Below are 22,257 nucleotides of genomic sequence, written 5' to 3'. Positions count from 1 at the left end.
CTCAGTAGCCGAAGGCCCGCGCGGTGTTCGCCGCGATCGCGCCCGCCAGCTCGTCCTCGCCCAGGCCCAGGGTCTGCGCCATCGAGCGCACGGTGACCGGGATCAGGTACGGCGCGTTCGGCCGCCCCCGGTAGGGGTGCGGGGTGAGGAACGGCGCGTCGGTCTCCACCAGCACCCGGTCCAGCGGGGTGACGGCCAGCGCGTCGCGCAGCGGCTGGTTGGCCTTGAAGGTGACCGGGCCCGCGAACGAGAGGTACCAGCCGTGCTCGGCGCAGACCTTGGCCATCTCCGCGTCGCCCGAGTAGCAGTGGAAGACGGTCCGCTCGGGGGCGCCCTCGGCCAGCAGCACCTCGATCACGTCCTGGTGCGCGTCCCGGTCGTGGATCACCAGTGCCTTGTCGTGCCGCTTGGCGATCTCGATGTGGCGGCGGAAGGACTCCTTCTGGATGTCCACGCCCTCGGGCCCGGTCCGGAAGTAGTCGAGGCCGGTCTCACCGACCGCCTTGACCTGCGCCAGCCCGGCCAGCCGGTCGATCTCGGCGAGGGCTTCGTCCAGCGCGGCCGAACCACCCGGCGTGCGGCGCTGCCCCGACCACCCGTCCGGGTCGCCCAGCACCAGCCGGGGCGCCTCGTTGGGGTGCAGCGCGACCGCCGCGTGCACCTGCTCGAACTCGGCGGCCAGTTCGGCGGCCCAGCGCGAACCCGGCAGGTCGCAGCCGACCTGGACCACCGTGCTGACACCCACCGAGGCGGCCTTGGCGAGCCCCTCGGCCGGTGTGCCGGACTGCATGTCCAGGTGGGTGTGCGAGTCGGCCACCGCCACCGCGAGCGGCGCGGGCAGCGGGGGCGGGGTGGAGCGGTCGTCCTTGGCAGCCATGGTCCAGAAGCCTAGCGGCGCGCCGCGCGGGCCCGTCCGGGGAGGCGGGCCCGCGCCGAGCGCTCAAAACGGCGCGGCAGCGCGGCGGCAACCGGGCGACAGCAGGTCGGCAGCGGGTCGGCAGCGCGCTACGGCTTGGGCAGCCAGAGCTGGTACCAGTGCTCCCTGGTCCGCAGCTCGCGCGGCGTCGGCGGATCCGCGGGCTCGGCGTGCGCGGCGAAGCCGGGCGAGTGGTGCCACAGGCTCTCCGCCGTGCGGATCTGCCCGGGGCGCATGATCCGCACCGTGTGCCCGCCGCAGCCGGGGCAGGTCGGCTGGAGCAGCGGGGAGGGCACCCGCACACCGTTGGCGTAGTACTGGACCACGGTGTGCCCGTCCTGCGCCTCGTGGTGCTGGATGTCGTACTCCTGCTCCCAGCCGTAGCCGCAGTTCAGGCAGGCGAAGGAGTAGGCCTCCCGGACCGTCTCGCCGCCTCGCTGCAGCCGGCCGATGTGTGCGGCGGCCATGCCGCCGGATCCGGGGCGGGTGGTCCGCTCGGACGCGTCCGGGCCCGGCTTCAGGCCGGTCTGCGGAGTGCCACCCACAGGGCTACCGATTGTGTCGCTCATCGCGGTCTCCCAGCGCCCGCCGGACGTTCGTCCGGTTCGGGTCTTTCCATCCGATGGAATGCCCAAGCGCCCGAACCCGATGCCCGGCTTGCCGAGACTTGGCCCGGAGTTGGGGATCCCTGTACGAAGTGCCGACGAAACCGCAGCTCAGCGGTGGTTTAGCAGGACTTCGCTTTACCTTGTCAGGCTGCCGCGGGGCGTGCGTCCAACGGCATCGGACCGCCGTGGCGGACCTCGTGCACCGGCGTGCGCGGTGCTGCCCATCACTCCACCGTACGCGCCTGCGGCCACTTGGGCGAGGGACAGTTCAGCGGATCTGACCAGGCATGATCACGGAGCGTGCTTAACGGCCACAACCGCGTCGAACACCTCGCGCTTGGGCAGCCCGAGAGCGAGCGCGACCGCCGCGATCGCCTCCTTGCGGCGCTCGCCGGCCGCCTCGCGCGCGGCCACCCGCTCGGCCAGCTCGGCCGGGGTGAGCTGGGCGGGCGCGGCGGGCGGGGCGCCGGCCACCACCACGGTGATCTCGCCGCGCACCCCCTCGGCGGCCCAGGTGGCCAGCTCGCCGATCGGGCCGCGCTTGACCTCCTCGTAGGTCTTGGTCAGCTCACGGCAGACGGCGGCGGGCCGCTCGGCGCCGAACGCCTCGGCCATCGCGGCCAGGGTCTCGGCGATCCGGTGCGGGGCCTCGAAGAAGACCATGGTGCGCGGCTCGGCGGCGATCTCGGCCAGCGCCCGGGAGCGGTCGCCGGCCTTGCGCGGCAGGAAGCCCTCGAAGGTGAAGCGGTCCACCGGCAGCGCGGAGAGCGCCAGCGCGGTGAGCACGGCGGAGGGGCCCGGCACGGCGGTGACCTTGATGCCGGCCTCCACGGCGGCGGCCACCAGGCGGTAGCCGGGGTCGGAGACCGAGGGCATCCCGGCGTCGGTCACCAGCAGCACCCGGGCACCGCCGGTGAGCGCCTCGACCAGCTCGGGGGTGCGGCCCACCTCGTTGCCCTCGAAGTAGGAGAGCACCCGCCCCGCCGGGGTGACGCCGAGCGCCTGGGTGAGCCGACGCAGCCGCCGGGTGTCCTCGGCCGCGATCACGTCCGCCGCGGCGAGCTCGGTGAGCAGCCGTGGCGGGGCGTCCGCGACGTCGCCGATGGGGGTCCCTGCCAGCACGAGTACACCTGTCACGGACCACATCCTGTCAGGGAGTGCGAGCTGCCCCCAAGAAACGCCCCGGGCCGCCCCCGCGCCGAGGCCCCGGTTCGCCCGCCGCCCGGGCCCCCGCCCGCCCGCGAGCCGGGGCCCGAGAAGAAAAGCGACGAACCGGGCAGCTTACGAGGGAGCGGTCCGGCCCCCGGGCCCCGCCCCTACGATGTCCGGGTGAACGGCGAGACGGCGGCAGAGACGACGGTGGTCGAGACCATCGCGGACACCCCGGGCGACACGGCCCCGGGCGGCGAGGCCGGCGGGGTCGGCCCCGAGGGCATACCGGCGCCCCGCGCGGCCGCCGCGGCGGGCGGCGGCTGGCTGCGCAGGCTGGCCGCGCAGGACTACCGGGCGCCGCACCGGACCACCCTCGCCGAGGCGCTGGTCCCGCCGATGCCGGACGGCCCCGGGGTGACCCCGGCCGTGGTCGCGCCCTCGCCGCTGCTGCTGCGGGCCGGCATCCGACTGCCCGTCGGCCTGTGGAGCTGGATCTGCCGCTGGTCCGGCTGGCTCGGCCCGCTGGCGGTGGCACTCTTCGGCGGCCTGCTGCGGTTCTGGAACCTGGGCAGCCCGGGCGCGATCATCTTCGACGAGACCTACTACGCCAAGGACGCCTACGCGCTCTGGCAGGGCGGCTACGAGACCTCCTGGCCGGACAGCGCGAACACCCAGCTCGTCCAGCCGCACCAGGTGATCCCGTACCAGCCCGACGCCGCCTTCGTGGTCCACCCGCCGGTCGGCAAGTGGATCATCGGGATGGGCGAGCAGCTGTTCGGCATGCATCCGTTCGGCTGGCGGTTCATGGTCGCGGTGCTCGGCACCCTCTCGATCCTGATGATCGCCCGGATCGCCCGCCGGCTCTTCCGCTCCACCCTGCTGGGCTGCGTGGCCGGCCTGCTGCTCTCGGTGGACGGGCTGCACTTCGTGATGAGCCGCACCTCGCTGCTCGACCTGATCGTGATGTTCTGGATCCTGGCCGCCTTCGGGTTCCTGCTGCTCGACCGCGACCACACCCGGGCCAGGATCGCCCGCCGGCTCGCGGAGCTGCCCGACGCCCACGCGTTCGCCGACCGGATGCGGCTGGGCCTGCGCCCCTACCGGCTGGCTGCCGGCGTCTGCGTGGGCCTGGCCTGCTCCACCAAGTGGAGCGGGATGTACGTGGCCGCCTTCTTCGGCCTGCTGACCGTCTTCTGGGACGTGGGCACGCGCAAGCTCGTCGGGGCCCGCCGCCCGTACTGGTCCACCCTGATCCGCGACGGCCTGCCCGCCTTCGCCTCGATCGTGCTGGTCTCGCTGGTCGTCTACGTCAGCTCCTGGTCCGGCTGGCTGGCCAGCAGCGCCGTGCCGGGCAAGGGCGGCTACGACCGGGGCTGGGCGGTGGGCCGGCACGGGCTCTCCACCGAGTTCGTCTCGATCCCGCTGCTCGGCAAGGTCAGGATGCCCTTCCAGGTGGACATGACCTGGGTGCCGGGGAGCCTGCGGGCGCTGTGGCACTACCACGCGCAGATGTACCAGTTCAACATCAGCCTCTCCACCCCGCACCTGTACCAGTCCAACCCGTGGAGCTGGCTGGTGCTGGGGCGGCCGGTCTCCTTCTACTACGAGTCGCCGCACCTGGGGCAGAGCGGTTGCAAGGCCGCCCAGTGCGCCTCCGAGGTGCTGGCGATCGGCACCCCGCTGCTCTGGTGGGCGGGCGTGGTGGCGCTGGTGTACTGCCTGTACCGGTGGGCGCTGCGGCGCGACTGGCGGGCCGGCGCGGTGCTCTGCGGCCTGGGCGCTGGGTACCTGCCCTGGTTCGAGTACCAGCACCGGACCATCTTCCTGTTCTACGCGGTGGCCTTCGTGCCGTTCCTGGTGCTGGCGGTGACCATGATGATCGGCGCGATGATCGGACCGGCCACGGCGACCTACGAACGCCGGGTGGCGGGCGCTCTGGGCGCCGGACTGCTGGTGGTCGGGGTGCTCTGGAACTTCCTGTACTTCTATCCGCTGTACACCGGCCAGGTGATCCCGATGGACGACTGGCGGGCCCGGATGTGGTTCACCAGCTGGATCTGACCGGCGCCGATATACACCTGGTGCCGGCTGGGAGGTGTGTACCAGCTCTGTCACGAGGGGCCCGGTTTGATGAGAGTGCCCTGAGCGGCGGCTTAGGCTGGGCTGCCCGGTTCCGCCGGTCACCCAGTCCTCGTCGTCTTCCAGGGGGAGCACCACCATGCGTCAGGGCGCGAAGACCGCCATCGTCAGTGTCGTCGCCGCGGCCATGCTCGGGGCCGGCGGCTACGGGGCGTACTCGTTGCTCGGCTCGAGCAGTGGCAAGGCCTCGGCCGCCCCCAAGCCCCGCACCGTGCTCGCCACGCCGCCGTCGGCCGATCTGGCCGCCGCCGGTGCCAAGAACTTCCTGGCCGCCTGGACCAGCGGCGACCTGCAGGGTGCCGCCAAGCTGACCGACGACCCGCAGAGCGCGCTGGCGGCGCTGACCGCGTTCAACCAGCAGGTGAAGCCGAGCGCGGTCACCCTGACGCCGGGCGTCCCGACCACCCCCGCCGCCTTCGCCTCGGCCACCGCGCAGCCCTCCGGTGCCGCGAAGGCCTCGCCGTCGCCGTCCGCCTCGGCGGGCGCCGGCGCGTCCGCCTCGCCGTCGGCCTCGGCCCCTTCGGCCAACCAGGTGCTGCTCAACTTCAAGTCCCACGTCGAGTTCGCGGGCACCACCAACACCTGGGACTACACCGGGTACCTGGGCATGGAGGCGATGAGCGACGGCACGGCCGCGGTGCACTGGGCGCCGACCGTGATCAACCCGCACCTCGGGCCCGGCGAGCAGATCGTCACCCAGCCGGTCTACAACCCGCCGACCCGGATCACCGACCGCAACGGCCAGTCGCTGGCGAACTTCCCCTCGCTCAGCCAGATCCTGGCGAACTTCGAGCAGAACCCGCCCGCCCAGGACCCGGCCTCGGCCGGCACCGGCGTGGCGATCGTCGACCCGAACGGCCAGGGCAAGCCCGAGCCGCTCTTCACCATCACCGACCCCAAGCCCGGCCAGCCGATCAAGCTGACCATCGACGCGAACCTGGAGACGGCCGCGCAGAAGGCGGTCGACGAGCAGTACGCCAAGGTCAAGCAGCCCGCCGCGATGGTCGCCATCGAGCCGAGCACCGGCAACATCCTGGCCGTCGCCAACTCCCCGGCGACCGGCTTCAACATGGCGCTCCAGGGCCGGACCGCGCCCGGCTCGACGATGAAGGTGATCACCGCCAGCGCGCTGCTGGAGGCCGGGATCACCCCGACCAGCACCATGCCCTGCCCGTCCACCTACTCCACCGGCACGACCTACCACAACGACTTCAAGGACGCCGAGCTCAGCAACACGTTCATGCAGGACTTCACCGTCTCCTGCAACACCGCCTTCATCGAGCAGAGCATGACCACCCTGCAGTCCGGCTCGCTGGCCAAGCAGGCCGCGGACGTCTTCGGCATCGGGCTGAACTGGAAGATCGGCTTCCCCAGCTTCGACGGCTCGGTCCCCGGCGCGGGCCAGACCAAGGACGAGACGGCGGGTGAGTACTTCGGCCAGGGCAAGGACCTGATGAACCCGCTGACCATGGCCTCGGTCGCGGCCACCGTGCAGAGCGGCACCTTCAAGCAGCCGGTCCTGCTGGCCGGCCTGCCGCAGCTCCCGGCCGCCCGGCAGCTGTCGCCGGACGTCCTGAACAACCTGCGCTCGATGATGAACAGCGTGCTGACCAACCCGCAGGGCACCGCCTACAACGCGCTGCAGGGCGTTGGCGGCACCATCGGCGGCAAGACCGGCACCGCCGAGACCTCCAGCGACCCCAACGCCCCCACCAACAGCTGGTTCACCGGCTTCCGGGACAACCTGGCGGTCTCCGCCGAGGTGATCGACGGCGGCTTCGGCGCCACCGCCGCGGTGCCCGCCGTGGCCGAGGTGCTCAAGGTCGGCAACGGCGGCTGAGCCGTCCCGCGACAGAGCGGCCCCCGTCCGGCGACTGCCGGTCGGGGGCCGCTGTCGTTCGCTCAGTGGCCGTACACGGCCGCGACGTTGTCCTGCGGCGGGTGCGCCTTGCCGGCCGGGCCGGCGGCGAAGGCCCGCAGCAGGTTCTCCGTCACCTTCTGGGTCATCGCCCCCGCCTTGGCGTCCATCGAGTGGTCCGCCCCTGAGCTGCCGTCACCGCTGGCGTCCAGCGCCTCCACCCAGCGCATGGTGCCGCTGGCGAACACCCCGGCCCCGCTGGGCACGGTGTAGAAGGCGGTGTCGCTGAAGCTCTTGCGCCCCGCGCAGACCACCGGCGAGTGGGCCAGGATCTCGATCGGCCGGGGCGTGTTGTCGAAGGCGGTGTTCACCCGGTCGTACTCCACCCCCACCAGGTGCGGGAAGCTGTCGCCCTGCTGCACCCCGGTGCCCGCGAAGAGCCAGTGCCCGGGGTTGCCCACCACGTAGGGCTCGTCCACCGGGTAGCCGTCGTAGATCACCCCGAGCATCGAGCTCTCCGGGTCGGCGTGCGGGGCCACCCGGTAGTCGTTGGTCGGCAGCCCGGTCTGCTGGAAGCCGGGGTCCTGCTTGTAGGAGTCCTTGTAGCAGACCACCTGGCGGTCGGCGCCGGTCGGCGAGGGCTCGTAGCGCACCCGGCGGAAGCAGCAGTTGGCGCCCAGGACGGCCAGGTTGGTCCCGGCGTCCCGGGCCGCCACCACGTTGGCGCGCTGCTCGGGCGACCAGTACTCGTCGTGCCCCAGCGAGAGCACCGCGAGCGCGCCCTTGAGCAGGTCGGGCTGCCCGGCCACATCGGTGCTGGTGACGTACGCCAGCGGCAGCCCGAGCTTCTCGGCCAGCGCGATCAGCGGCGTCTCGTAGACCATGAAGAGCCCGGCGCCGTCGTACTCGTGGTACGGACGGTCGAAGGAGACCACCAGCGAGCGGGTCGCGTAGGCACCGTTCTGGCCGTTGTAGAGGTTGTAGTCGCCCCAGGTGTTGTAGGCCTGCCAGGTGGCGGTCGCGTTCACCACGACCAGCTTCCCGGCGGTGCTCGCCGAGCGGACGGTGACCGGCACGTACCGCTGCCCGGCGCCGTTCGCCGCGTCCAGCCGCAGCAGGTAGCTGCCCTCCGGCCAACCGGTGGTGTCCACGGTGGTGCTCTTCGACCAGTCGGTGCTGATCATCCGGGTGTGCGGGTCGAGCGCGGCGGCCGACTGCTTGCTCCCCGGCAGCTGGTCGGACTGCCAGACCAGGCGGCCCCGGGCGCCGCCGTACCAGCCCATCCGGTAGGCCGAGACCTTGAAGCCGGGCGCGGTGGTGGAGACGTGCAGGCCGAAGCTCTCGCCGGGCAGCACGCTGGTCCGGTCGGCCCAGCCCTCGATCGCCCGGTCCGGGCCCGCGTTGCCGATCTTCCAGTCGGGGTTGCCCGGCTTGTCGTTCTCCTGCTGCAGGGCGGCAGCCGCGGGGCCTATCGAGGAGCCGCCCGAGGCGCCCGCCAGCGGGGCCTGCCGGGCGCTGGACGCGCTGCTCGTGCCGCAGGCGGTCAACCCCACCCCGGCCGCCGCCGCGCCCGCCAGGCCGAGGAACCGCCGTCGGCCGGTCCCTGACCGCCCGCTGCCCGACGGGTCCTCAACTGCCTGCTGCTCGGCCATCCGGATGCCTCCTGACCTCTGTCCCGGGCGGCTCGACCCGCCCTCACCGATCGTCAGCGCCCGGCTACCGGAGAGCCGCGACGCTGTCGCTCTCCACGGTACGGGCGCTGTATGCAGGCCGCCCGGTCCAGGAGCGGGCGGCCAGCCGCGGCCAGATGGCCAGTACGGCGGGCAGCGCCAGATAGCCGAACCGCCCGGCGGGCGCCAGCATAAAGGCCACCGTGAGCCCGGCGGCCAGCAGGTCGGCGGCGGCCACCGCCGAGGCCGGCGGGCGCAGCAGCAGCCACCCGGCCACCGCGAGGCCGCCCAGCACCATCAGCACGATCGAGACGGTGTGCCCCACCGGACCGAGGTCGGCCAGCACCTTGCCGGGCAGCGGGCTGCCGGCCGGGGTGCGCACCGAGGTCAGGCCGAGCGGGAAGCGGATCACCTGGTCCAGGAAGTCCTGCGGCCGCCGCAGCGCGAACGGCAGGATCACCGCGGCCCCGGCCAGCAGGGCGGTCAGCGCGGCGCGGGCGGCCGGGCGTCGCCCGTACAGCCGCCAGAGCAGCAGGGCGGCCACCGGCAGCGCCGGCCAGGCGGTCCACTTGAGAGTGCAGGCCAGCGCGAGCACCAGTCCGGCGCCGATCGTCCGGCCGCGGGCGGCCAGCGCCATCGCCAGGCAGCAGACGCCGATCAGCGGCAGGTCCACCCCGCCGACGGCCAGCATCAGCGCGATCAGCGGCGAGCCGGTGAGCACCCCGAGCGGCAGCAGCGCCGAGTGCCGGCGGCTGGGGCGCAGCAGCCGCCAGCTGATGGTCAGGCAGCTCAGGAAGCTGAGCGCGAACCAGATCCGGGCATCGCCGAGCACCCGGGTGAACTCGTTGCCCGAGCCGAGCACCGCGCGCGGCAGCCCGAACAGCGCCATGGCCGGCAGGTAGGGGTTGAAGTCGGTGACCTTCACCGGATGCGGCAGGTACGGGGTGCCGGTGTGCAGCAGCAGCCGGGCGGAGCGTTCGACCACCATCACCTCGGACTGGTGCTGGCCGGCGGCGGCCAGCATGCCGAGCGGCAGCAGCACCGCGCCGAGCAGCGCCACGGCGGCGGCGACCCGGCCCGCGTAGCGGCGCGGCAGGGTGACCACCGCCAGCCCGGCCAGCAGGTAGGCCGGGGCCGCGACCTCGCCCCAGAGCCGCTGGTTGCCCAGGTCGGAGACGAGCGGGAAGGCACCGGCCCAGCCGGCCGCGATCAGGCAGCCGAGCAGGTGAACACTGCGCCGCTCGCCCAGCCGCATCGCCAGCGCGGCCAACCGCTGACCGCGCCCGGCCGAGGCGGGCGGATCGTCGGGGCGCTGCCGGGGCAGTCCGGGCAGCGGCTGCGCGCCGGACGGCCCGCCGGCGGGTGCCACGAGGGCGGGCTCGGGTCGGGCCCGACCGCCGCCCTGCGGACCGCCGGGATGCCCCACGGGCCGGCTGTCGTGCGCCGGCCCGCCGCGCCGAACACCGAACCGGCCACGGCTGCGCGAGGCACCGGACGAGCGGGTGGTCACCATGGGGGAAGGGTATTTCGGTGGTGCCGCCCGTGTCGTCAGACTGCAGGGGCTAGCCAGAACGCGATCAATCGGTTAGGGCGTCAGGCCTGAGTTGTCCGGGTCGGCACAGGGGTGGGGGCGGTGTACTCCAGTCGGGAGTGCCGGATGCCGTACCCGAGGTAGCAGGCCGCCGCGAGCAGCAGTGCGACGCCGAAGAAAACGAACGTCAGCGGCTGCAGCCCGCGGACCAGGTAGAGGCAGCAGGCCACGCTGAGCACCGGGGTGACGGGGTATCCGGGGACCTTGAAGCCGCGCCGCAGCCCGGGACTGCGCCGGCGCAGCACCATGACGCCCACCGAGACGACCGTGAAGGCGACCAGCGTGCCCAGCGAGGTCAGATCGGTGAGGATGTCCAGCGGCACGAAGGCGGCCAGCACGGCGACCGCGATGCCGACCACCACGGTGTTCCAGACCGGTGTCCCGGTGCGCGGGGAGACCTCGGCGAAGCGGGCGGGCAGCATCCCGTCGCGTCCCATCGAGTAGAGGATCCGGGTCTGACCGTAGATCACCACCAGGGTGACGCTGAAGATCGAGACGATCGCGCCGAGCGCGAAGAGCAGGGCCGGCCAGGTCTGCCCGGTGATGTCCTGGAGGATCTGCGCCAGCCCGGCCTCCTGGCCGTCGAAGCGCTGCCAGGGCTGGGCACCGATCGCGGCGACCGCCACCAGGACGTAGAGCAGGGTGACCACGACCAGCGAGATGATGATCGCCCGCGGCAGCGTGCGACGCGGGTCGCGGACCTCCTCGCCGGCCGTGGAGACGGCGTCCAGGCCGATGAACGAGAAGAAGATCCCGGAGGCCGCGGTACCGACCCCGGACCAGCCCAGCGGCATGAAGTCGCGCAGGTTGCCCGAGTGGTAGCCGGTCAGGCCGACGGCGACGAAGAGCAGCAGGACCGCGATCTTGATCGCCACCATGGTCGCGTTCACCTTGGCGCTCTCGCTGACCCCGCGCACCAGCAGCAGGCAGACCAGCGCCACCAGCAGCACCGCGGGCAGGTTGAAGTAGCCTCCGTCGCCCGGTGGTTGGGCAAGCCAGGCGGGGATGGTGAAGCCGCAGGCCAGCTCGAGGAACTTGTTCAGGTACTGCCCCCAGCTGACCGCGATCGCCGAGGCCGAGACCCCGTACTCCAGCAGCAGGCAGACCCCGACCCCGAAGGCGGTGGCCTCGCCCAGGGTCGCGTAGGCGTAGCTGTAGGAGGAGCCGGAGACCGGGATCGCCGAGGCCAGTTCGGCGTAGCAGAGCGCGGTCAGTCCGGCGGTGACGGCGGCCAGCAGGAAGGAGAGCACCACGGCGGGCCCGGCCTCGGGGACCGCCGAGGAGAGCACGAAGAAGATGCCGGTGCCGACGGTGGCTCCGATGCCGATCGCGGAGAGCTGCCAGAGGCCGATCGAGCGGCGCAGTCGGCCCGTGCCGCCGCTCTCGGCGCTCTCGGCGATCAGGGTCTCGACCGGCTTGCGCCGCAGCAGGCGCCGGCCGAACGGGGTGGTGCTGGGCACGGTGGGGCTCACTTCCGAGGATCTGCATACGTAATAAATATGCAGCATACCCATGCGGAATAACATCGGACAAAATGGCCCGATCCGGCTCAGCCGGACCGGGCCCTCCGAGTCAGCTCTGCCCGCCCAGCACCGCCTGCATGACCGACTTGGCGATCGGCGCGGCCAGCGTGCCGCCCGTCACGTCGGTCGCGTTGCTGTCCGCGATCACCACGGCGACGGCCACCGGCGGCACGCCCGAGGAGCCGGTCGGCTTGGCCCAGGAGATGAACCAGGCGTACGGCGTGCCGCTGTTGTCCACCCCGTGCTGGGCGGTGCCGGTCTTGCCGCCGACCACCGCACCGGGGATCCGGGCGTTGGTCCCGGTGCCGTTCTGCACCACGTCGGTCATCAGCTGCTGCACCTGGCCCGCCACCGAGGGGCTCATCGCCTGCTTGTAGACCTGCGGCTTCATCAGCTGGACCGTGCTGCCGTCGGACTTCGTCAGCTTGTCCACAAGCTGGGGATACATCACCGTGCCGTTGTCGGCCACGCCCGCCGCGACCATCGCCATCACCAGCGGGGTGGCTGCGGTGTCGAACTGGCCGATCGAGGAGAGCGCGACCTGCGCCTGATCCATCGTGGTGTCGAAGTTGCTGCGCGCCGCGCGCACCGGGATGTCCAGCTTGGGGTCGTTGAAGCCGAAGTTCTGCGCCATCGCCACCATCTTGTCCAGGCCGGTCTGCACGCCCAGGTTGCCCATGACGGTGTTGCAGGAGAGCGTCATCGCGGTGTCCAGGTCGATGTTCGGCTGGTTGCACGCGCTGGAGTCGTTGACCAGCGTGGTGGTGGTGCCCGGCAGCACGTACGGGTAGGGCGTGCTGGTGGGCGCGTTGATGTCGGTGACCACCCCGTTCGCCAGTGCCGCCGCGGCGGTGACCACCTTGAAGGTGGAGCCGGGCGGATAGGTCTGGCGCAGCGCCCGGTTGAGCATCGGCTGGTCGGTGTCGGCCTGCAGTTTGGTCCAGGCGTTCTGGTCGGCCGTCGAGGAGCCGGCGAAGCTGCCCGGGTCGTAGGACGGGGTGCTGGCCAGCGCCAGGATCCGCCCGGTGCTCGGCTCGATCGCCGCCACCGCGCCCTTCTGGCTGCCCAGTCCCCGCATCGCGGCCTGCTGGGCGGCCGGGTTGATGGTGGTGTAGACGTCGCCGCCCGGGTTCTGCTTGCGGGTGATCTCGTTCCAGACCGCCCAGCTGGAGAGCCGGTTGTCGGTGCCGGACAGCAGGCCGTCCTCGATGCCCTCCAACTGGGTGTTGCCGTAGATCTGCGAGGAGAAGCCGGTGACGGCCGCGTAGTCCGGGCCGTCGGTGTAGGTGCGCTTGTAGTCGAACCGGCCGCCGGTGGCCGCAGAACCGGTGACCGGGTTGCCGCCGACCAGGATGTTGCCGCGCGGCTGGGAGTAACGCTGGATCGCCTTGCGCTGGTTGGCCGGGTTGTTGTCGTAGCCCTTGGCCTGGAAGACCTGGATCCGGGTGGCCTGGGCGGCCAGCAGCAGGATCAGGACCAGGCAGAACAGTCCGGCCCGGCGCCCGGTGGTGGACATCCCGGGCCGCCCCTGCGGGCCGCCTCCCCTGGACTTGCGGGTCATGGGTGTTCCCCCTCCGGTACGGGCCTGCGGGCCAGGTCGCTCAGTCGCACCAGCAGCGCCACGATGATCCAGTTGGTCACCACGGAGGATCCGCCCTGCGCGATGAACGGCAGCGTCGCCCCGGTCAGCGGGATCAGGTCGAGCACGCCGCCGGCGACCACGAAGACCTGCAGGCCGATGACGGTGGCCAGGCCGATCGCCAGCAGCCGCCCGAACGGGTCGCGCAGCGCGATGCCGGCCCGGTAGCCGCGCGAGACCAGCAGCAGGTAGAGCAGGAAGAGTGCCACCATGCCGACCAGGCCGAGCTCCTCGCCGATGGTGGCGAGGATGAAGTCGGACTTGGCCGCGAAGCCGATCAGGATCGAGTGGCCGAGCCCGAGGCCGGTGCCGAGCACCCCGCCCGCGGCGAAGGCGAAGAGCGACTGGGCGATCTGGTTGGCGCCCTGCCCGGCGGCGACCGAGGCGAGCGGGTGCAGCCACTGGTCGACCCGGGCGTGCACGTGCGGCGACAGCCAGCCGACCACCACCACCCCGGCGGCGGCCAGCAGCAGGCCGATCGCGATCCAACTGGACTTGGCGGTGGCCACGTAGAGCATCACCACGAAGATGCCGAAGTAGAGCAGCGACATGCCGAGGTCGGTCTCCAGCACCAGCACCCCGATGAACGCCGCCCAGACCAGCAGCACCGGCCCCAGCACCCGGCCGGGCGGCAGGGTGAAGCGCCAGATCCGACGCCCCGTCAGCGCCAGCGCGTCCCGGTGCGCGGAGAGGTAGGCGGCGAAGAAGATCACCAGCAGGATCTTGGCGAACTCGCCCGGCTGGATGGAGAACGGCCCGATGGTGATCCAGATCCGCGAGCCGTACACCGCCGGGAAGAAGATCGGCACCACCAGCAGCACCAGCGCCGCGAACGCCGCGCTGTAGGCGTAGCGCTGAAGCACCCGGTGGTCGCGCAGCAGCACGATCACGGCCACGCAGAGCGCCACCCCGAGGGTCGACCAGAGCAGTTGGGTCGGCGCCGCATGGCTGCTCGGGGTGGCCCGGTCCAGTCGGTAGATGACGACCAGCCCGATGCCGTTGAGCAGCACCGCGATCGGCAGCAGCAGCGGGTCGGCGTACCGCGCCCGCCAGCGGATCACCCCGTGCGCGATCAGCGCCAGGCCGCCGAGCGCCGCGCCGTACTCGGCCGCGTCCGGCGGGACCTTGTCGTCGATGTTGACGCCGACCTCGATGTAGCCGAACACCGCGATCGCCACCGCGCAGAGCACCAGGGCGAGTTCGACATTGCGGCCGGACCTGGGCCGGGGCCCGGCGGGCTCACCGCGGACGGCGACTGCGGCGGGTGTGGCCATGGGCGGACCGCGGCTCCTGTCTGGTGCTCGGGGCTATCACCGGACGCTGCTCCTCAGGCTCGCACGGCCGCGACGGGCCGGGACAGACCGAATTCGGCGCCGATCCGTCAGACGCCCCGGCCGCGTACGGGCCGGGGCGCGCCGATTCGGCGGCATGCTGCCGCCACGGTAGGACGATTAGCCATATTTATCGAGCTTCTGCGACGGTGTGTCCCGTTTTGCCTCGGCGGCGCGACTGCGGCGCGGCAACTGCAGACGGCGCCCGGCGGTCAGCTGCAGACGGCGTCCGGCCAGCGGTGCACGAGCAGCCCGGAGAGCATCTCGTGCAGCAACTCGCGGTTGCCCTGCGAGAGGTGGGCGAAGAAGGCCCGCTCGGCCCGTTCCGCCACGGCCTGGGCCTCGACCAGGGTCTGCCGGCCCACCGGGGTGAGGCCCAGGATGTAGCGGCGCCGGTCGGCCGGGTTGCGTCGGCGCTCGACCGAGCCGGCCCGCTCCAGCTCGTCGATCAGCGAGACCACGGTGGTCGGGTCGAGGTTGATCACCTGGCTGAGGTCCTGCTGGGAGAGTTCGGCCCCGCCGGCCAGCGCGGCCAGCACCAGGAAGTCGCGGAGCTTGAAGCCGGCCGCCTGCAGCTCCCGGTCGACCTCCTCGGAGATCAGCAGCCCGGCCTTGTGCAGCAGCACACCGGTGTGATCGGCGAGCGGGAAGTCGCGGCGCGGGGTGCCGGCGGTCGCTTCGGGGCTGCTCGCGGGAACGGTGCGGGCCATCGAGGATCTCCCAATCCATCGGGAGTCTTTGGACTCTTCAACTTTTCACGAATCTACCATCGGCCTCTTTCGGCACCAATGAGTCGAGCGGCTGCCGGTCAGGCGGCCGCCGTCCAGCGCCGCAGCGGCGGCCCGCGAGCGTGCGGCCGGGTCGGTCCCCCGGCCGCACGCTCACCTCACGCGGTGGAGCCGGATTCAGTGGCCCAGTTCGGCGCCGGCCAGCGCGCTCTCGTGCAGGTCCCGGGTGCGGATGAAGAGGAACGCGGCCAGCGCGCCGGCCGCCGCCACCGCCCCGCAGCCGACCAGCACCTCGGTCAGCCCGTGCACGAAGGCCGCCCGCGCGGCCGCCTGGACCGCGGCGTGCAGCGGGCTCGGCACGCCGGCGGCCAGCTCCCGGCCGGCCCCGGCCGCCACCGCCTGCCCGGCGGCCTGGGCCTGCGGGCCGAGCGCGGCCCCGGCGGCGGAGTGCGCGAAGGCGTCGGTCACCCGGTGCTGGAAGAGCGCTCCGAAGCCGGCGATCCCGATCGCGATGCCGACCTGCTGGAAGGTCTCGCCGATCCCGGCCGCCATCCCCGCCTTGGCCGGCTCGGCCACCCCGATCGCCAGCGCGGACCTGGGCGGGTTGAACATCCCCATCCCGAGCCCGGTCAGCAGCATGGCCGGCAGCAGCGCGGTCCAGTCGCTGCCCGGCTTCACCAGGGCGACCAGGAAGAGGCCGGCGGACATCAGGGTGATCGCGGTGCCGACCAGCAGCCGCGGCGACACCGAGGCGGTCAGGCTGCCGGTGACGGCCGCGGCGGCGAAGAGCATCAGGGTCAGCGGCAGGAAGCGCAGGCCGGTGGCGAGCGGCGAGTAGCCCAGCACGTTCTGCATGTAGGAGACCTCCAGGAAGATCGCCGACATGCCCGCCGCGTTGCCGAGCAGGGTGGCCACCGAGATCCCGTTGAAGGTGCGGTTGCGGAACAGCCCGAGGTCGAGCATCGCCGCCACGCCCAGCCGGCGCTCGATCACGGTGAACAGGACCAGCAGCAGCACGGCCCCACCGAACATGCCGAGGATCGGCGCACTGGTCCAGCCCTGCGCCTCACCGCGCAGGAAGCCCAGCACCAGCAGCCCGAGCGCGGCGGAGAAGGTCACCAGGCCGGCCCAGTCCACCCGGTGCGCGGCCGGGTCGCGCGACTCGCCGATCCGCAGCGTGCCGAGCACCATCGCGACCAGCCCGATCGGGACGTTCACCAGGAAGATCCAGCGCCAGCCGAGGCCGTCGGTGAGCGCGCCGCCGATCAGCGGCCCGAAGGCGATCGCCAGCCCGGAGACCCCGCCGAAGACGCCGAAGGCGAGCGCCCGGTCCTTGCCCCGGAACTCCTGTCCGATCAGCGCGGGACCCACCGCGAAGAGCACCGCGGCGCCGACCCCCTGGAGTCCGCGGGCCAGGTTGAGCGACAGGATGTCCGGCGCCGCGCCGCAGGCCAGCGAGGCGGCGGTGAAGACCACGAAGCCGATCGAGTAGATCCGCTTGCGGCCCAGCCGGTCGGCCAGCGAGCCGCCGGTGAGCAGGAAGGCGGCCAGCGTCAGCGCGTAGGCGTCGAGCACCCACTGCAGGTCGGCGAAGCCGGCGTGCAGCGCGGTGCGCAGGTCCGGCAGCGCGACGTTCACCACGGTCAGGTCGAGCATCAGCATGAAGGTCGCGATCGAGACGATGCCCAGCGTCCACCACCGCCCGGCGGACCTGGCGGCCGGCGCGGTGGCGCCCGCCTCGATGACGGTCGGTGCGATGGACATCGGAACCCCCAGCAGTCGATCCTTAGATCATCGAAATCTCGATGATTAATGAAGCTAGTGATCCGGATATCGAGTGTCAATAGTCCTATGATCTCCATGGCCGACGATGTGACAGCGGGGGATGGCGGCACCGGACACGGCGAAGGGCCGCCGATCGGTGATCGGCGGCCCTTCGTCAGGCCCTGCGCGGCCGGGAGCCGGCGGGGGCCGGGGCTACTCGGTGCGGCGCCCGGCCAGCGCCGCCGTGCCCGCCGCCGCCAGCAGGGCCAGCAACGCGGCCAGGGCCGGCGCGACCAGCGGGTAGTACACCTTGACCCGCAGCGAGCCGGTCACCAGCGCCCGCACCGCCAGGTTGGCCGGCGAGAACGGGACGACCAGCAGCAGCACCGAGAGCCCCAGCGCGGCCAGGATCCCGTACGAGCCGCGCAGCAGCACCGGGCGGTGGCTCAGCGCCCCGGCCACCAGCCCGGTCAGCACGCAGCAGACGGCCGCCAGCAGCCCGGCCAGCGCGGCCCGCGGCCACGACACCTCGAACCCCGGGACGATCGTGGTGCGCCCGCAGACCAGCCAGAGCGTCGCCACCTCCAGTACCGCCAGCAGCAGCCCGGCGGCCAGCGCGGCGGCCAGCGAAGCCAGTTGAACCCGGGCCGGGCCGGCCGCCGCCACCAGGCAGGCCCGCGCGGGCGGCGGGTCGGCGGTGAGCGCGCAGCGCACGTACCAGGCGGTGATCGGGACCAGCAGGGCGGCGGCGTAGGCCAGGCTGTCCAGCAACGGCTGGTCGCCCCCCACGCCCACCCCCAGCACCAGCAGATAGCCGAGGAACGGCGGCAGCCAGCGCTGGGAGCGCAGCAGCAGCTCGACCTGGTAGCGGATCAGCGCGGTCACCGGGCCTCCTCCAAGGCGTCGTCGGGCTCGCTGCCGGACCCGTCGCCGAGCCTGCCCACCTCCAGGATCCGCACCTCGGCCGAGGCCGTGAGCAGGCGGCGCAGCAGCGCGTCCGACTGCCCGGCGGCCACCCGCAGCAGCACCGTGCCGTCCGGCCGGTCCTCCCGCACGGGTGCGCCGGGCAGCCGCTCGGGCAGTTGGCTCGCGGCGACCAGGATGCGCATCAGCTCGCGCGGTGGCTCGGCGCCCGGCGGCTGGACCTCCGTCACCGCGCCCCGCCGGACCAGAAAGGCCCGGCTGGTCAGCCCGGCCAGCCGGTTCGGGTCGTGGTCCACGAACAGGACGGCGCCGCCCGCCGCGGCCCGCTCGGCCGCCGCCTCGTCCAGGGTGGTCCGGGCGGCCTGGTCGAGCCCGGTCCAGGCCTCGTCCAGCAGCAGCACCTCGGCCTCGGCGAGCAGCGCCTGGGCCACCGCGACCTTCTGGCAGGTGCCCTTGGAGAGCCGGGCGAGCGGGGTGCCGGCCCGGTCGGCGATGCCGAGGCGGTCCAGCCAGAACTCCGCGCGCTCGGCGGCCACCGCCGTGCTCAGCCCGTGGATCCGGCCGAGGTGGCGCAGATAGCCGGCCGGGTCGAACGGCAGCGCCGGCGGGAAGCGCTCGGGGACGTAGGCCCGGCGCCCGACGACCCGCACCCGGCCCCGGCTCGGCGGCTCGATCCCGGCGACCAGCTTGAGCAGCGTCGACTTGCCGCTGCCGTTCGCGCCCTCGATCCGCACCAGCGCCCCGGGCGCCAGCACCAGGTCCACCTCACCCAGCACCCACGGGCCCGAGCGCCCGTACCGCTTGCCGACCCCCGCCAGCCGCAGCGACTCCATCCGGCCTCCCCGAAAATTCGGTCGCGCCCGATCGCGGCGGACCCCAGACTGCCCCGGTGAACAGTGCTTCCGATCGTACGGTCAGCGTCCTGGTGTCATGCGGTGAACGGGAGTTGGGGGTGGTGAGCCCGTTCACCGTGGCGGGCCGGCCGCGCTGGCACGACGTGCAGCCGGTGGCCGCGCGGCTGGCGGCGGTGCTGGGGGTGCCGACCGTGGTGCTGCGGCTGCTGGACGTCGAAGGCGGCGCCGACGGTCGGGGCGGGCGGGTGCGCTACCACGCGCTGGCGCTGCGCGAGCCGGCGTCGGACCCGGTGACCCGCCCCAGCACGGCTGAGGAGTCGGCGCTGCTCGCGCCGCACCCGCGGCGCGCCGGCTACGCGACCGCCGCCGGGGTGCTGGCGGCGCTGACCTGGGCCGAGCAGGCGCTGGCCGTGCTCCACCGGCCCGTGCTCGGGCCGGTGGAGCAGGTGAAGACCTGGAACCTGGCCGGGCTGTTCCGGCTGCCCACCGCCGCCGGGCCGGTCTGGCTGAAGACCGGGCGCGACTTCGCGGTCGACGAGGCCGAGGTGATCGGGCACTACGCCTCGGTGGACCCGCACTTCGTGCCGGTGGTGCTGGCCGCCGACCCGGCGCGGCGGCTGCTGCTGCTCGACCACGTCCCCGGCGCGGACTGCTGGGGCCCGTCGGCGGAGCTGGTCGAGGCCGCCGTACCGCGGCTGGCCCGGGTCCAGGCGGCGCTGGCCGCGCGCTTTCCCGACCGGCCGCCGGCCGGGCTGCCGAACCGCTCGCCGCGCCTGCTGCCGGCGGTTGCCCGGGCCCTGCTGGACGGCCCGGCGGGGGCCGAGCTGACGCCACAGGAGCGGACCCGCGCGGCCGAACTGGTCGACCGGCTACCGGAGCTGATCGAGCGGCTGGCGGCCTGCGGACTGCCGGAGACGGTGCTGCACGGCGACTTCCACCCGGGCAACTGGCGCTCGGCCGAGCCGGACGCGGTGGTGCTGGTGGACTTCGCCGACAGCTGCTACGGCCACCCGGCCGTCGACGGGCTGCGGCCCAAGGACTTCACCTCCGCCGAGCGCTGGAGCCAGGCGGCCGAGGCCTGGAGCGCGGCCTGGCGGGCGCTGGCTCCCGGCTGCGATCCGGCCACCGCGCTGCGCCTGGCCGAGCCGCTCGTCCACCTCGGCTACGCGGTGCGCTACCAGGAGTTCCTCGACCGGATCGAGCCCAGCGAGGAGCGCTACCACGCCGGCGATCCGGCCGCCGAGCTGCGCGCGGCACTGGCGGCCTTCGAGCGCTCGGCGTAGCGGTGACGCGGCTGCCCGGCGGCTGCTCTGCTGCTACTTGGCTGCTACTTGGCGGCGAGCTGGTCGGCGTTGTCCTGCCAGGCGTAGAGCTGCTCGCCCTCCAGCTCGACCCGGTAACTCCCGCACTGCGCGACGGGCTCGGCCGTCGCCCGGCCGGCCGGGAACCAGGTGGCGTGCAGCTTGGCGGCGGTGGCACCGGCTCCCGGCGCGCCGGTGGAGCACCCGGTCGGCAGCACCCCGGCCGGCAGGTGCGCGCGCAGCAGGCGGTCGCCGCCGGTGGTCGACATCTTGTACCGGACGGCCGTCGCGTTGTCCGGCAGCCAGCGCGGCACCGAGGCCCGAGCCGTCTTCGCCTGGGCGCCGGAGGTGTAGTTGGACTCCTCGATGTGCCGGCTCGCCAGCAGGTCACCGGCCACCGGCGCCATGGCGACGCCCAGCACGCCGAGGCCGAGGACGGTCACGGTGACGGCGGCGACGGTGGCGGGCCTGGGCGACATGGGCGGTCCTTCTGGCGACGGGTTGGTACTTCCAATCCTCCGGAGCGGACCGGCGGCTCGCGTCGCTCCCGGGGCGGAAGGCGCCCCTCCACCCCGGGGCTCATGCCCTCCACCTTCAGGCTGACCCGCGCACCCCCGCCACCGGCCATCCGGCGGGGCCCGCGACACGCCACGCCCCTCGAAGTGCCGGTCCACGCCGGGCGCCCCCGCTCCGGCTATCCATGGAAAGGAGCACGAAACCGGATAATCCGGATAACAAGGACAGAGGGAGCCCACCGTGCGCCTGACCCTGCCGCCCCGGCCACTGGTCATCCTCCCGGACGCCTCCGGCCTGGTCGCCGAGATCGAGGCCTACCTGGCCTCGCTGCCCGGCCCGGCCCGGACACCCGCCCCGTACGTCTGCCCGTACGGCCAGGTGCTCCGTCCCTGGAACGCCGAGCACCCACTCCCCCGCCGCACCCTGCGCGACCGGCTGGTCCGGCGTCCGGCCCGCCCCGTCCCGGTCAGCGCCGCCGAGCACCTGCGGCTCACCTCGCGCTACCTGACCCAGTACGGCTGGCTGCAGGGCGCGATGTGGGATCCGGCGGGGCGGGTCTGCCTGCTCGGCGCGCAGGCCGCCGTACTGGGCCACGGCTACGGCACCGCCGACACCGTGCGCACCGCCCGGGCGCAGGTGATGGAAGTGCTGCACGCGACCGGGCGACCGGTCGGCTCGCCCGACGAGTACAACGACCACCCGGACACCCGCCGCGCGGACGTCCATCGGCTGCTGGAGCAGGCCGCGCTGCGGGCGGCGCGACTGCGGCTCTGACCGACCCTCAGCACGGTTGCCCGAAACGGACTACGGCTTGCAGCCTCACAGGCAGGCCTGATATCCCTTCTGATGGCAATCGCAGCGCATTTGGTCGATTCGTCGGCGATGTGCGCGGAACTGACAATGCGTGAAAGCACTGAGTTCGACGGGGGATGAGTTTGTGAAGTTCGACATGGGAAGCCAGACGCTGTCGACGCTGCTGAAGCAGACACAGGGTTCGAGCGATGACCTGGGCACCCTGATCAAGCAGTTGATCGCCGCGGTCCAGCCGCTCGAGGGCAAATTCAACGGTGCCGGCCGGATCGCGTTCGACTCCTTCAAGGGCCAGGCGGACCAGATCACCAATGATCTGAACAGTGCGCTGAGCGGGATCCTGGGCGGCCAGTCCGGGATGAACCAGTCGTTCTCGACCGGTGACACCGAGATGTCCGACACCGCGCGCTCCACCATGGGTGCGGCGAACTTCGATGCCGCCCGGTTCTCCGGGCGCTAGGACGGGGGATTTCATCATGGCGAACTCCGATCGGCGCAGCTACGACACCGGCGCCTCCGGCGAGGTGCAGGGCAACCTGCAGGGCACCATCGCGCGGCTCGAGACCCTGATCAACTCGCGTGACCAGGCGGTCAAGGCGGCGATGGCGGACTTCACCGCCGACGGCGTCTCGGACCAGTACCACGAGAAGGAGCAGCGCTGGAACCGCGCTGCCACCGAGGTCCGCGGGATCATCAACCTGGTCAAGGGGACGCTGGAGAAGAACGACGGCACCGCCCAGCAGACGCTGTCGCGGGCGAAGTCAGCGGTGGACGGCATCGGTTGACCGGACACAGGTCGGTCGCGACCGTCTGATCGGATCGGGTCGACCGGCACTGTCCGGTCGACCCGATCCGGTCGGTTGACCGGATCGTGCGGTCCGGTCGGGCGGTCCCAGGTGGTGGCCGGTCCGACCGGCCGGTGGCAAGAGCGGT

General features: G+C 72.8%; 19 protein-coding genes. 6 read left to right on the top strand and 13 right to left on the bottom strand.

The features are described 5' to 3' along the window. Nucleotide 1 precedes the first annotated feature (1 nt). The 3 genes from OG403_RS21910 to rsmI all read right to left on the bottom strand — a co-directional run bounded on the left by OG403_RS21910 (nt 2) and on the right by rsmI (nt 2,661). On the bottom strand, nt 2–877 hold the full coding sequence (locus OG403_RS21910) for a TatD family hydrolase (protein ID WP_329566957.1): 876 nt from the start codon (nt 875–877) through the stop codon (nt 2–4). Nucleotides 878–1,005: 128 nt separating this feature from the next. After that, a complete protein-coding gene (locus OG403_RS21905; RefSeq protein ID WP_329566955.1) occupies nt 1,006–1,485 on the bottom strand; it encodes a hypothetical protein in 480 nt (159 codons plus the stop codon). Between the two features lie 330 nt (nt 1,486–1,815). Next, nucleotides 1,816–2,661 carry a 16S rRNA (cytidine(1402)-2'-O)-methyltransferase gene (rsmI, locus tag OG403_RS21900; RefSeq protein ID WP_329566953.1) on the bottom strand — a complete coding sequence of 282 codons (846 nt, stop codon included), beginning with the start codon at nt 2,659–2,661 and terminating at the stop codon, nt 1,816–1,818. A gap of 192 nt (nt 2,662–2,853) precedes the next feature. On the opposite strand from rsmI, the gene OG403_RS21895 reads away from it, so the two are divergent. Further along, a complete protein-coding gene (locus OG403_RS21895) occupies nt 2,854–4,737 on the top strand; it encodes a dolichyl-phosphate-mannose--protein mannosyltransferase (protein ID WP_329566951.1) in 1,884 nt (627 codons plus the stop codon). Between the two features lie 157 nt (nt 4,738–4,894). Continuing rightward, complete coding sequence (locus tag OG403_RS21890) at nt 4,895–6,655, top strand: penicillin-binding transpeptidase domain-containing protein (RefSeq protein ID WP_329566949.1); 1,761 nt, start codon at nt 4,895–4,897, stop codon at nt 6,653–6,655. A 62-nt stretch (nt 6,656–6,717) separates the two neighbouring features. Here OG403_RS21890 and OG403_RS21885 read toward each other — a convergent pair whose 3' ends face one another. From OG403_RS21885 to OG403_RS21845, 9 genes are all read right to left on the bottom strand, one after another. Continuing rightward, complete coding sequence (locus tag OG403_RS21885) at nt 6,718–8,325, bottom strand: N,N-dimethylformamidase beta subunit family domain-containing protein (RefSeq protein WP_329566947.1); 1,608 nt, start codon at nt 8,323–8,325, stop codon at nt 6,718–6,720. Nucleotides 8,326–8,389: 64 nt separating this feature from the next. After that, nucleotides 8,390–9,856: a glycosyltransferase 87 family protein gene (locus tag OG403_RS21880; RefSeq protein ID WP_329566945.1), complete on the bottom strand. Its 1,467-nt coding sequence runs from the start codon at nt 9,854–9,856 to the stop codon at nt 8,390–8,392. Between the two features lie 80 nt (nt 9,857–9,936). Further along, nucleotides 9,937–11,442: an APC family permease gene (locus OG403_RS21875; protein ID WP_442910954.1), complete on the bottom strand. Its 1,506-nt coding sequence runs from the start codon at nt 11,440–11,442 to the stop codon at nt 9,937–9,939. A 64-nt stretch (nt 11,443–11,506) separates the two neighbouring features. Beyond that, nucleotides 11,507–13,018 (bottom strand): penicillin-binding transpeptidase domain-containing protein, encoded by a 1,512-nt coding sequence (locus OG403_RS21870; RefSeq protein ID WP_442910953.1) that lies wholly within the window; start codon nt 13,016–13,018, stop codon nt 11,507–11,509. Beyond that, complete coding sequence (locus tag OG403_RS21865; RefSeq protein ID WP_329566941.1) at nt 13,015–14,370, bottom strand: FtsW/RodA/SpoVE family cell cycle protein; 1,356 nt, start codon at nt 14,368–14,370, stop codon at nt 13,015–13,017. Before OG403_RS21865 ends, OG403_RS21870 begins: the two co-directional genes overlap by 4 nt. Before the next feature lie 269 nt (nt 14,371–14,639). After that, a complete protein-coding gene (locus tag OG403_RS21860) occupies nt 14,640–15,137 on the bottom strand; it encodes a MarR family winged helix-turn-helix transcriptional regulator (RefSeq protein WP_329566939.1) in 498 nt (165 codons plus the stop codon). Between the two features lie 195 nt (nt 15,138–15,332). Next, nucleotides 15,333–16,919 (bottom strand): MFS transporter, encoded by a 1,587-nt coding sequence (locus OG403_RS21855; protein ID WP_329566937.1) that lies wholly within the window; start codon nt 16,917–16,919, stop codon nt 15,333–15,335. Between the two features lie 213 nt (nt 16,920–17,132). Beyond that, on the bottom strand, nt 17,133–17,804 hold the full coding sequence (locus OG403_RS21850; RefSeq protein WP_329566935.1) for an ABC transporter: 672 nt from the start codon (nt 17,802–17,804) through the stop codon (nt 17,133–17,135). Next, nucleotides 17,801–18,676 carry an ABC transporter ATP-binding protein gene (locus OG403_RS21845; protein WP_329566933.1) on the bottom strand — a complete coding sequence of 292 codons (876 nt, stop codon included), beginning with the start codon at nt 18,674–18,676 and terminating at the stop codon, nt 17,801–17,803. Before OG403_RS21845 ends, OG403_RS21850 begins: the two co-directional genes overlap by 4 nt. Nucleotides 18,677–18,798: 122 nt before the next feature. Here OG403_RS21845 and OG403_RS21840 point away from each other — a divergent pair, with 122 nt between their 5' ends. Further along, nucleotides 18,799–19,980: an aminoglycoside phosphotransferase family protein gene (locus tag OG403_RS21840; protein ID WP_329566930.1), complete on the top strand. Its 1,182-nt coding sequence runs from the start codon at nt 18,799–18,801 to the stop codon at nt 19,978–19,980. A 44-nt stretch (nt 19,981–20,024) separates the two neighbouring features. On the opposite strand, the gene OG403_RS21835 is transcribed toward OG403_RS21840, so the two are convergent. Further along, the gene (locus tag OG403_RS21835) at nt 20,025–20,477 is read right to left on the bottom strand and encodes a hypothetical protein (RefSeq protein ID WP_329566928.1); all 453 of its coding nucleotides are present in this window, start codon (nt 20,475–20,477) and stop codon (nt 20,025–20,027) included. Between the two features lie 277 nt (nt 20,478–20,754). Between OG403_RS21835 and OG403_RS21830 the strand changes: the two genes are divergently transcribed. From OG403_RS21830 to OG403_RS21820, 3 genes are all read left to right on the top strand, one after another. Then, the gene (locus OG403_RS21830) at nt 20,755–21,288 is read left to right on the top strand and encodes a DUF6197 family protein (RefSeq protein WP_329566925.1); all 534 of its coding nucleotides are present in this window, start codon (nt 20,755–20,757) and stop codon (nt 21,286–21,288) included. Between the two features lie 163 nt (nt 21,289–21,451). Beyond that, nucleotides 21,452–21,784, top strand: a complete 333-nt coding sequence (locus OG403_RS21825; RefSeq protein WP_329566923.1) for a hypothetical protein — start codon at nt 21,452–21,454, stop codon at nt 21,782–21,784. A gap of 16 nt (nt 21,785–21,800) precedes the next feature. Further along, complete coding sequence (locus OG403_RS21820; RefSeq protein WP_442910952.1) at nt 21,801–22,109, top strand: pore-forming ESAT-6 family protein; 309 nt, start codon at nt 21,801–21,803, stop codon at nt 22,107–22,109. Nucleotides 22,110–22,257 lie beyond the last annotated feature (148 nt).

It is taken from the genome of Kitasatospora sp. NBC_01266, from assembly GCF_036242395.1.
GTDB lineage: Bacteria > Actinomycetota > Actinomycetes > Streptomycetales > Streptomycetaceae > Kitasatospora.
Note: the sequence above shows the minus strand (reverse complement) of the source record. Positions and strands in the feature narration are given on the sequence as shown.

Coding starts and splice junctions, on each gene's coding strand:
- OG403_RS21855 (WP_329566937.1), bottom strand. CDS start 16,919: ATGTCCATCGCACCGACCGTCATCGAGGCGGGCGCCACCGCGCCGGCC.
- OG403_RS21860 (WP_329566939.1), bottom strand. CDS start 15,137: ATGGCCCGCACCGTTCCCGCGAGCAGCCCCGAAGCGACCGCCGGCACC.
- OG403_RS21890 (WP_329566949.1), top strand. CDS start 4,895: ATGCGTCAGGGCGCGAAGACCGCCATCGTCAGTGTCGTCGCCGCGGCC.
- OG403_RS21845 (WP_329566933.1), bottom strand. CDS start 18,676: ATGGAGTCGCTGCGGCTGGCGGGGGTCGGCAAGCGGTACGGGCGCTCG.
- OG403_RS21910 (WP_329566957.1), bottom strand. CDS start 877: ATGGCTGCCAAGGACGACCGCTCCACCCCGCCCCCGCTGCCCGCGCCG.
- OG403_RS21870 (WP_442910953.1), bottom strand. CDS start 13,018: ATGACCCGCAAGTCCAGGGGAGGCGGCCCGCAGGGGCGGCCCGGGATG.
- OG403_RS21835 (WP_329566928.1), bottom strand. CDS start 20,477: ATGTCGCCCAGGCCCGCCACCGTCGCCGCCGTCACCGTGACCGTCCTC.
- OG403_RS21820 (WP_442910952.1), top strand. CDS start 21,801: ATGGCGAACTCCGATCGGCGCAGCTACGACACCGGCGCCTCCGGCGAG.
- OG403_RS21865 (WP_329566941.1), bottom strand. CDS start 14,370: ATGGCCACACCCGCCGCAGTCGCCGTCCGCGGTGAGCCCGCCGGGCCC.
- OG403_RS21880 (WP_329566945.1), bottom strand. CDS start 9,856: ATGGTGACCACCCGCTCGTCCGGTGCCTCGCGCAGCCGTGGCCGGTTC.
- OG403_RS21875 (WP_442910954.1), bottom strand. CDS start 11,442: ATGCTGCATATTTATTACGTATGCAGATCCTCGGAAGTGAGCCCCACC.
- OG403_RS21905 (WP_329566955.1), bottom strand. CDS start 1,485: ATGAGCGACACAATCGGTAGCCCTGTGGGTGGCACTCCGCAGACCGGC.
- OG403_RS21885 (WP_329566947.1), bottom strand. CDS start 8,325: ATGGCCGAGCAGCAGGCAGTTGAGGACCCGTCGGGCAGCGGGCGGTCA.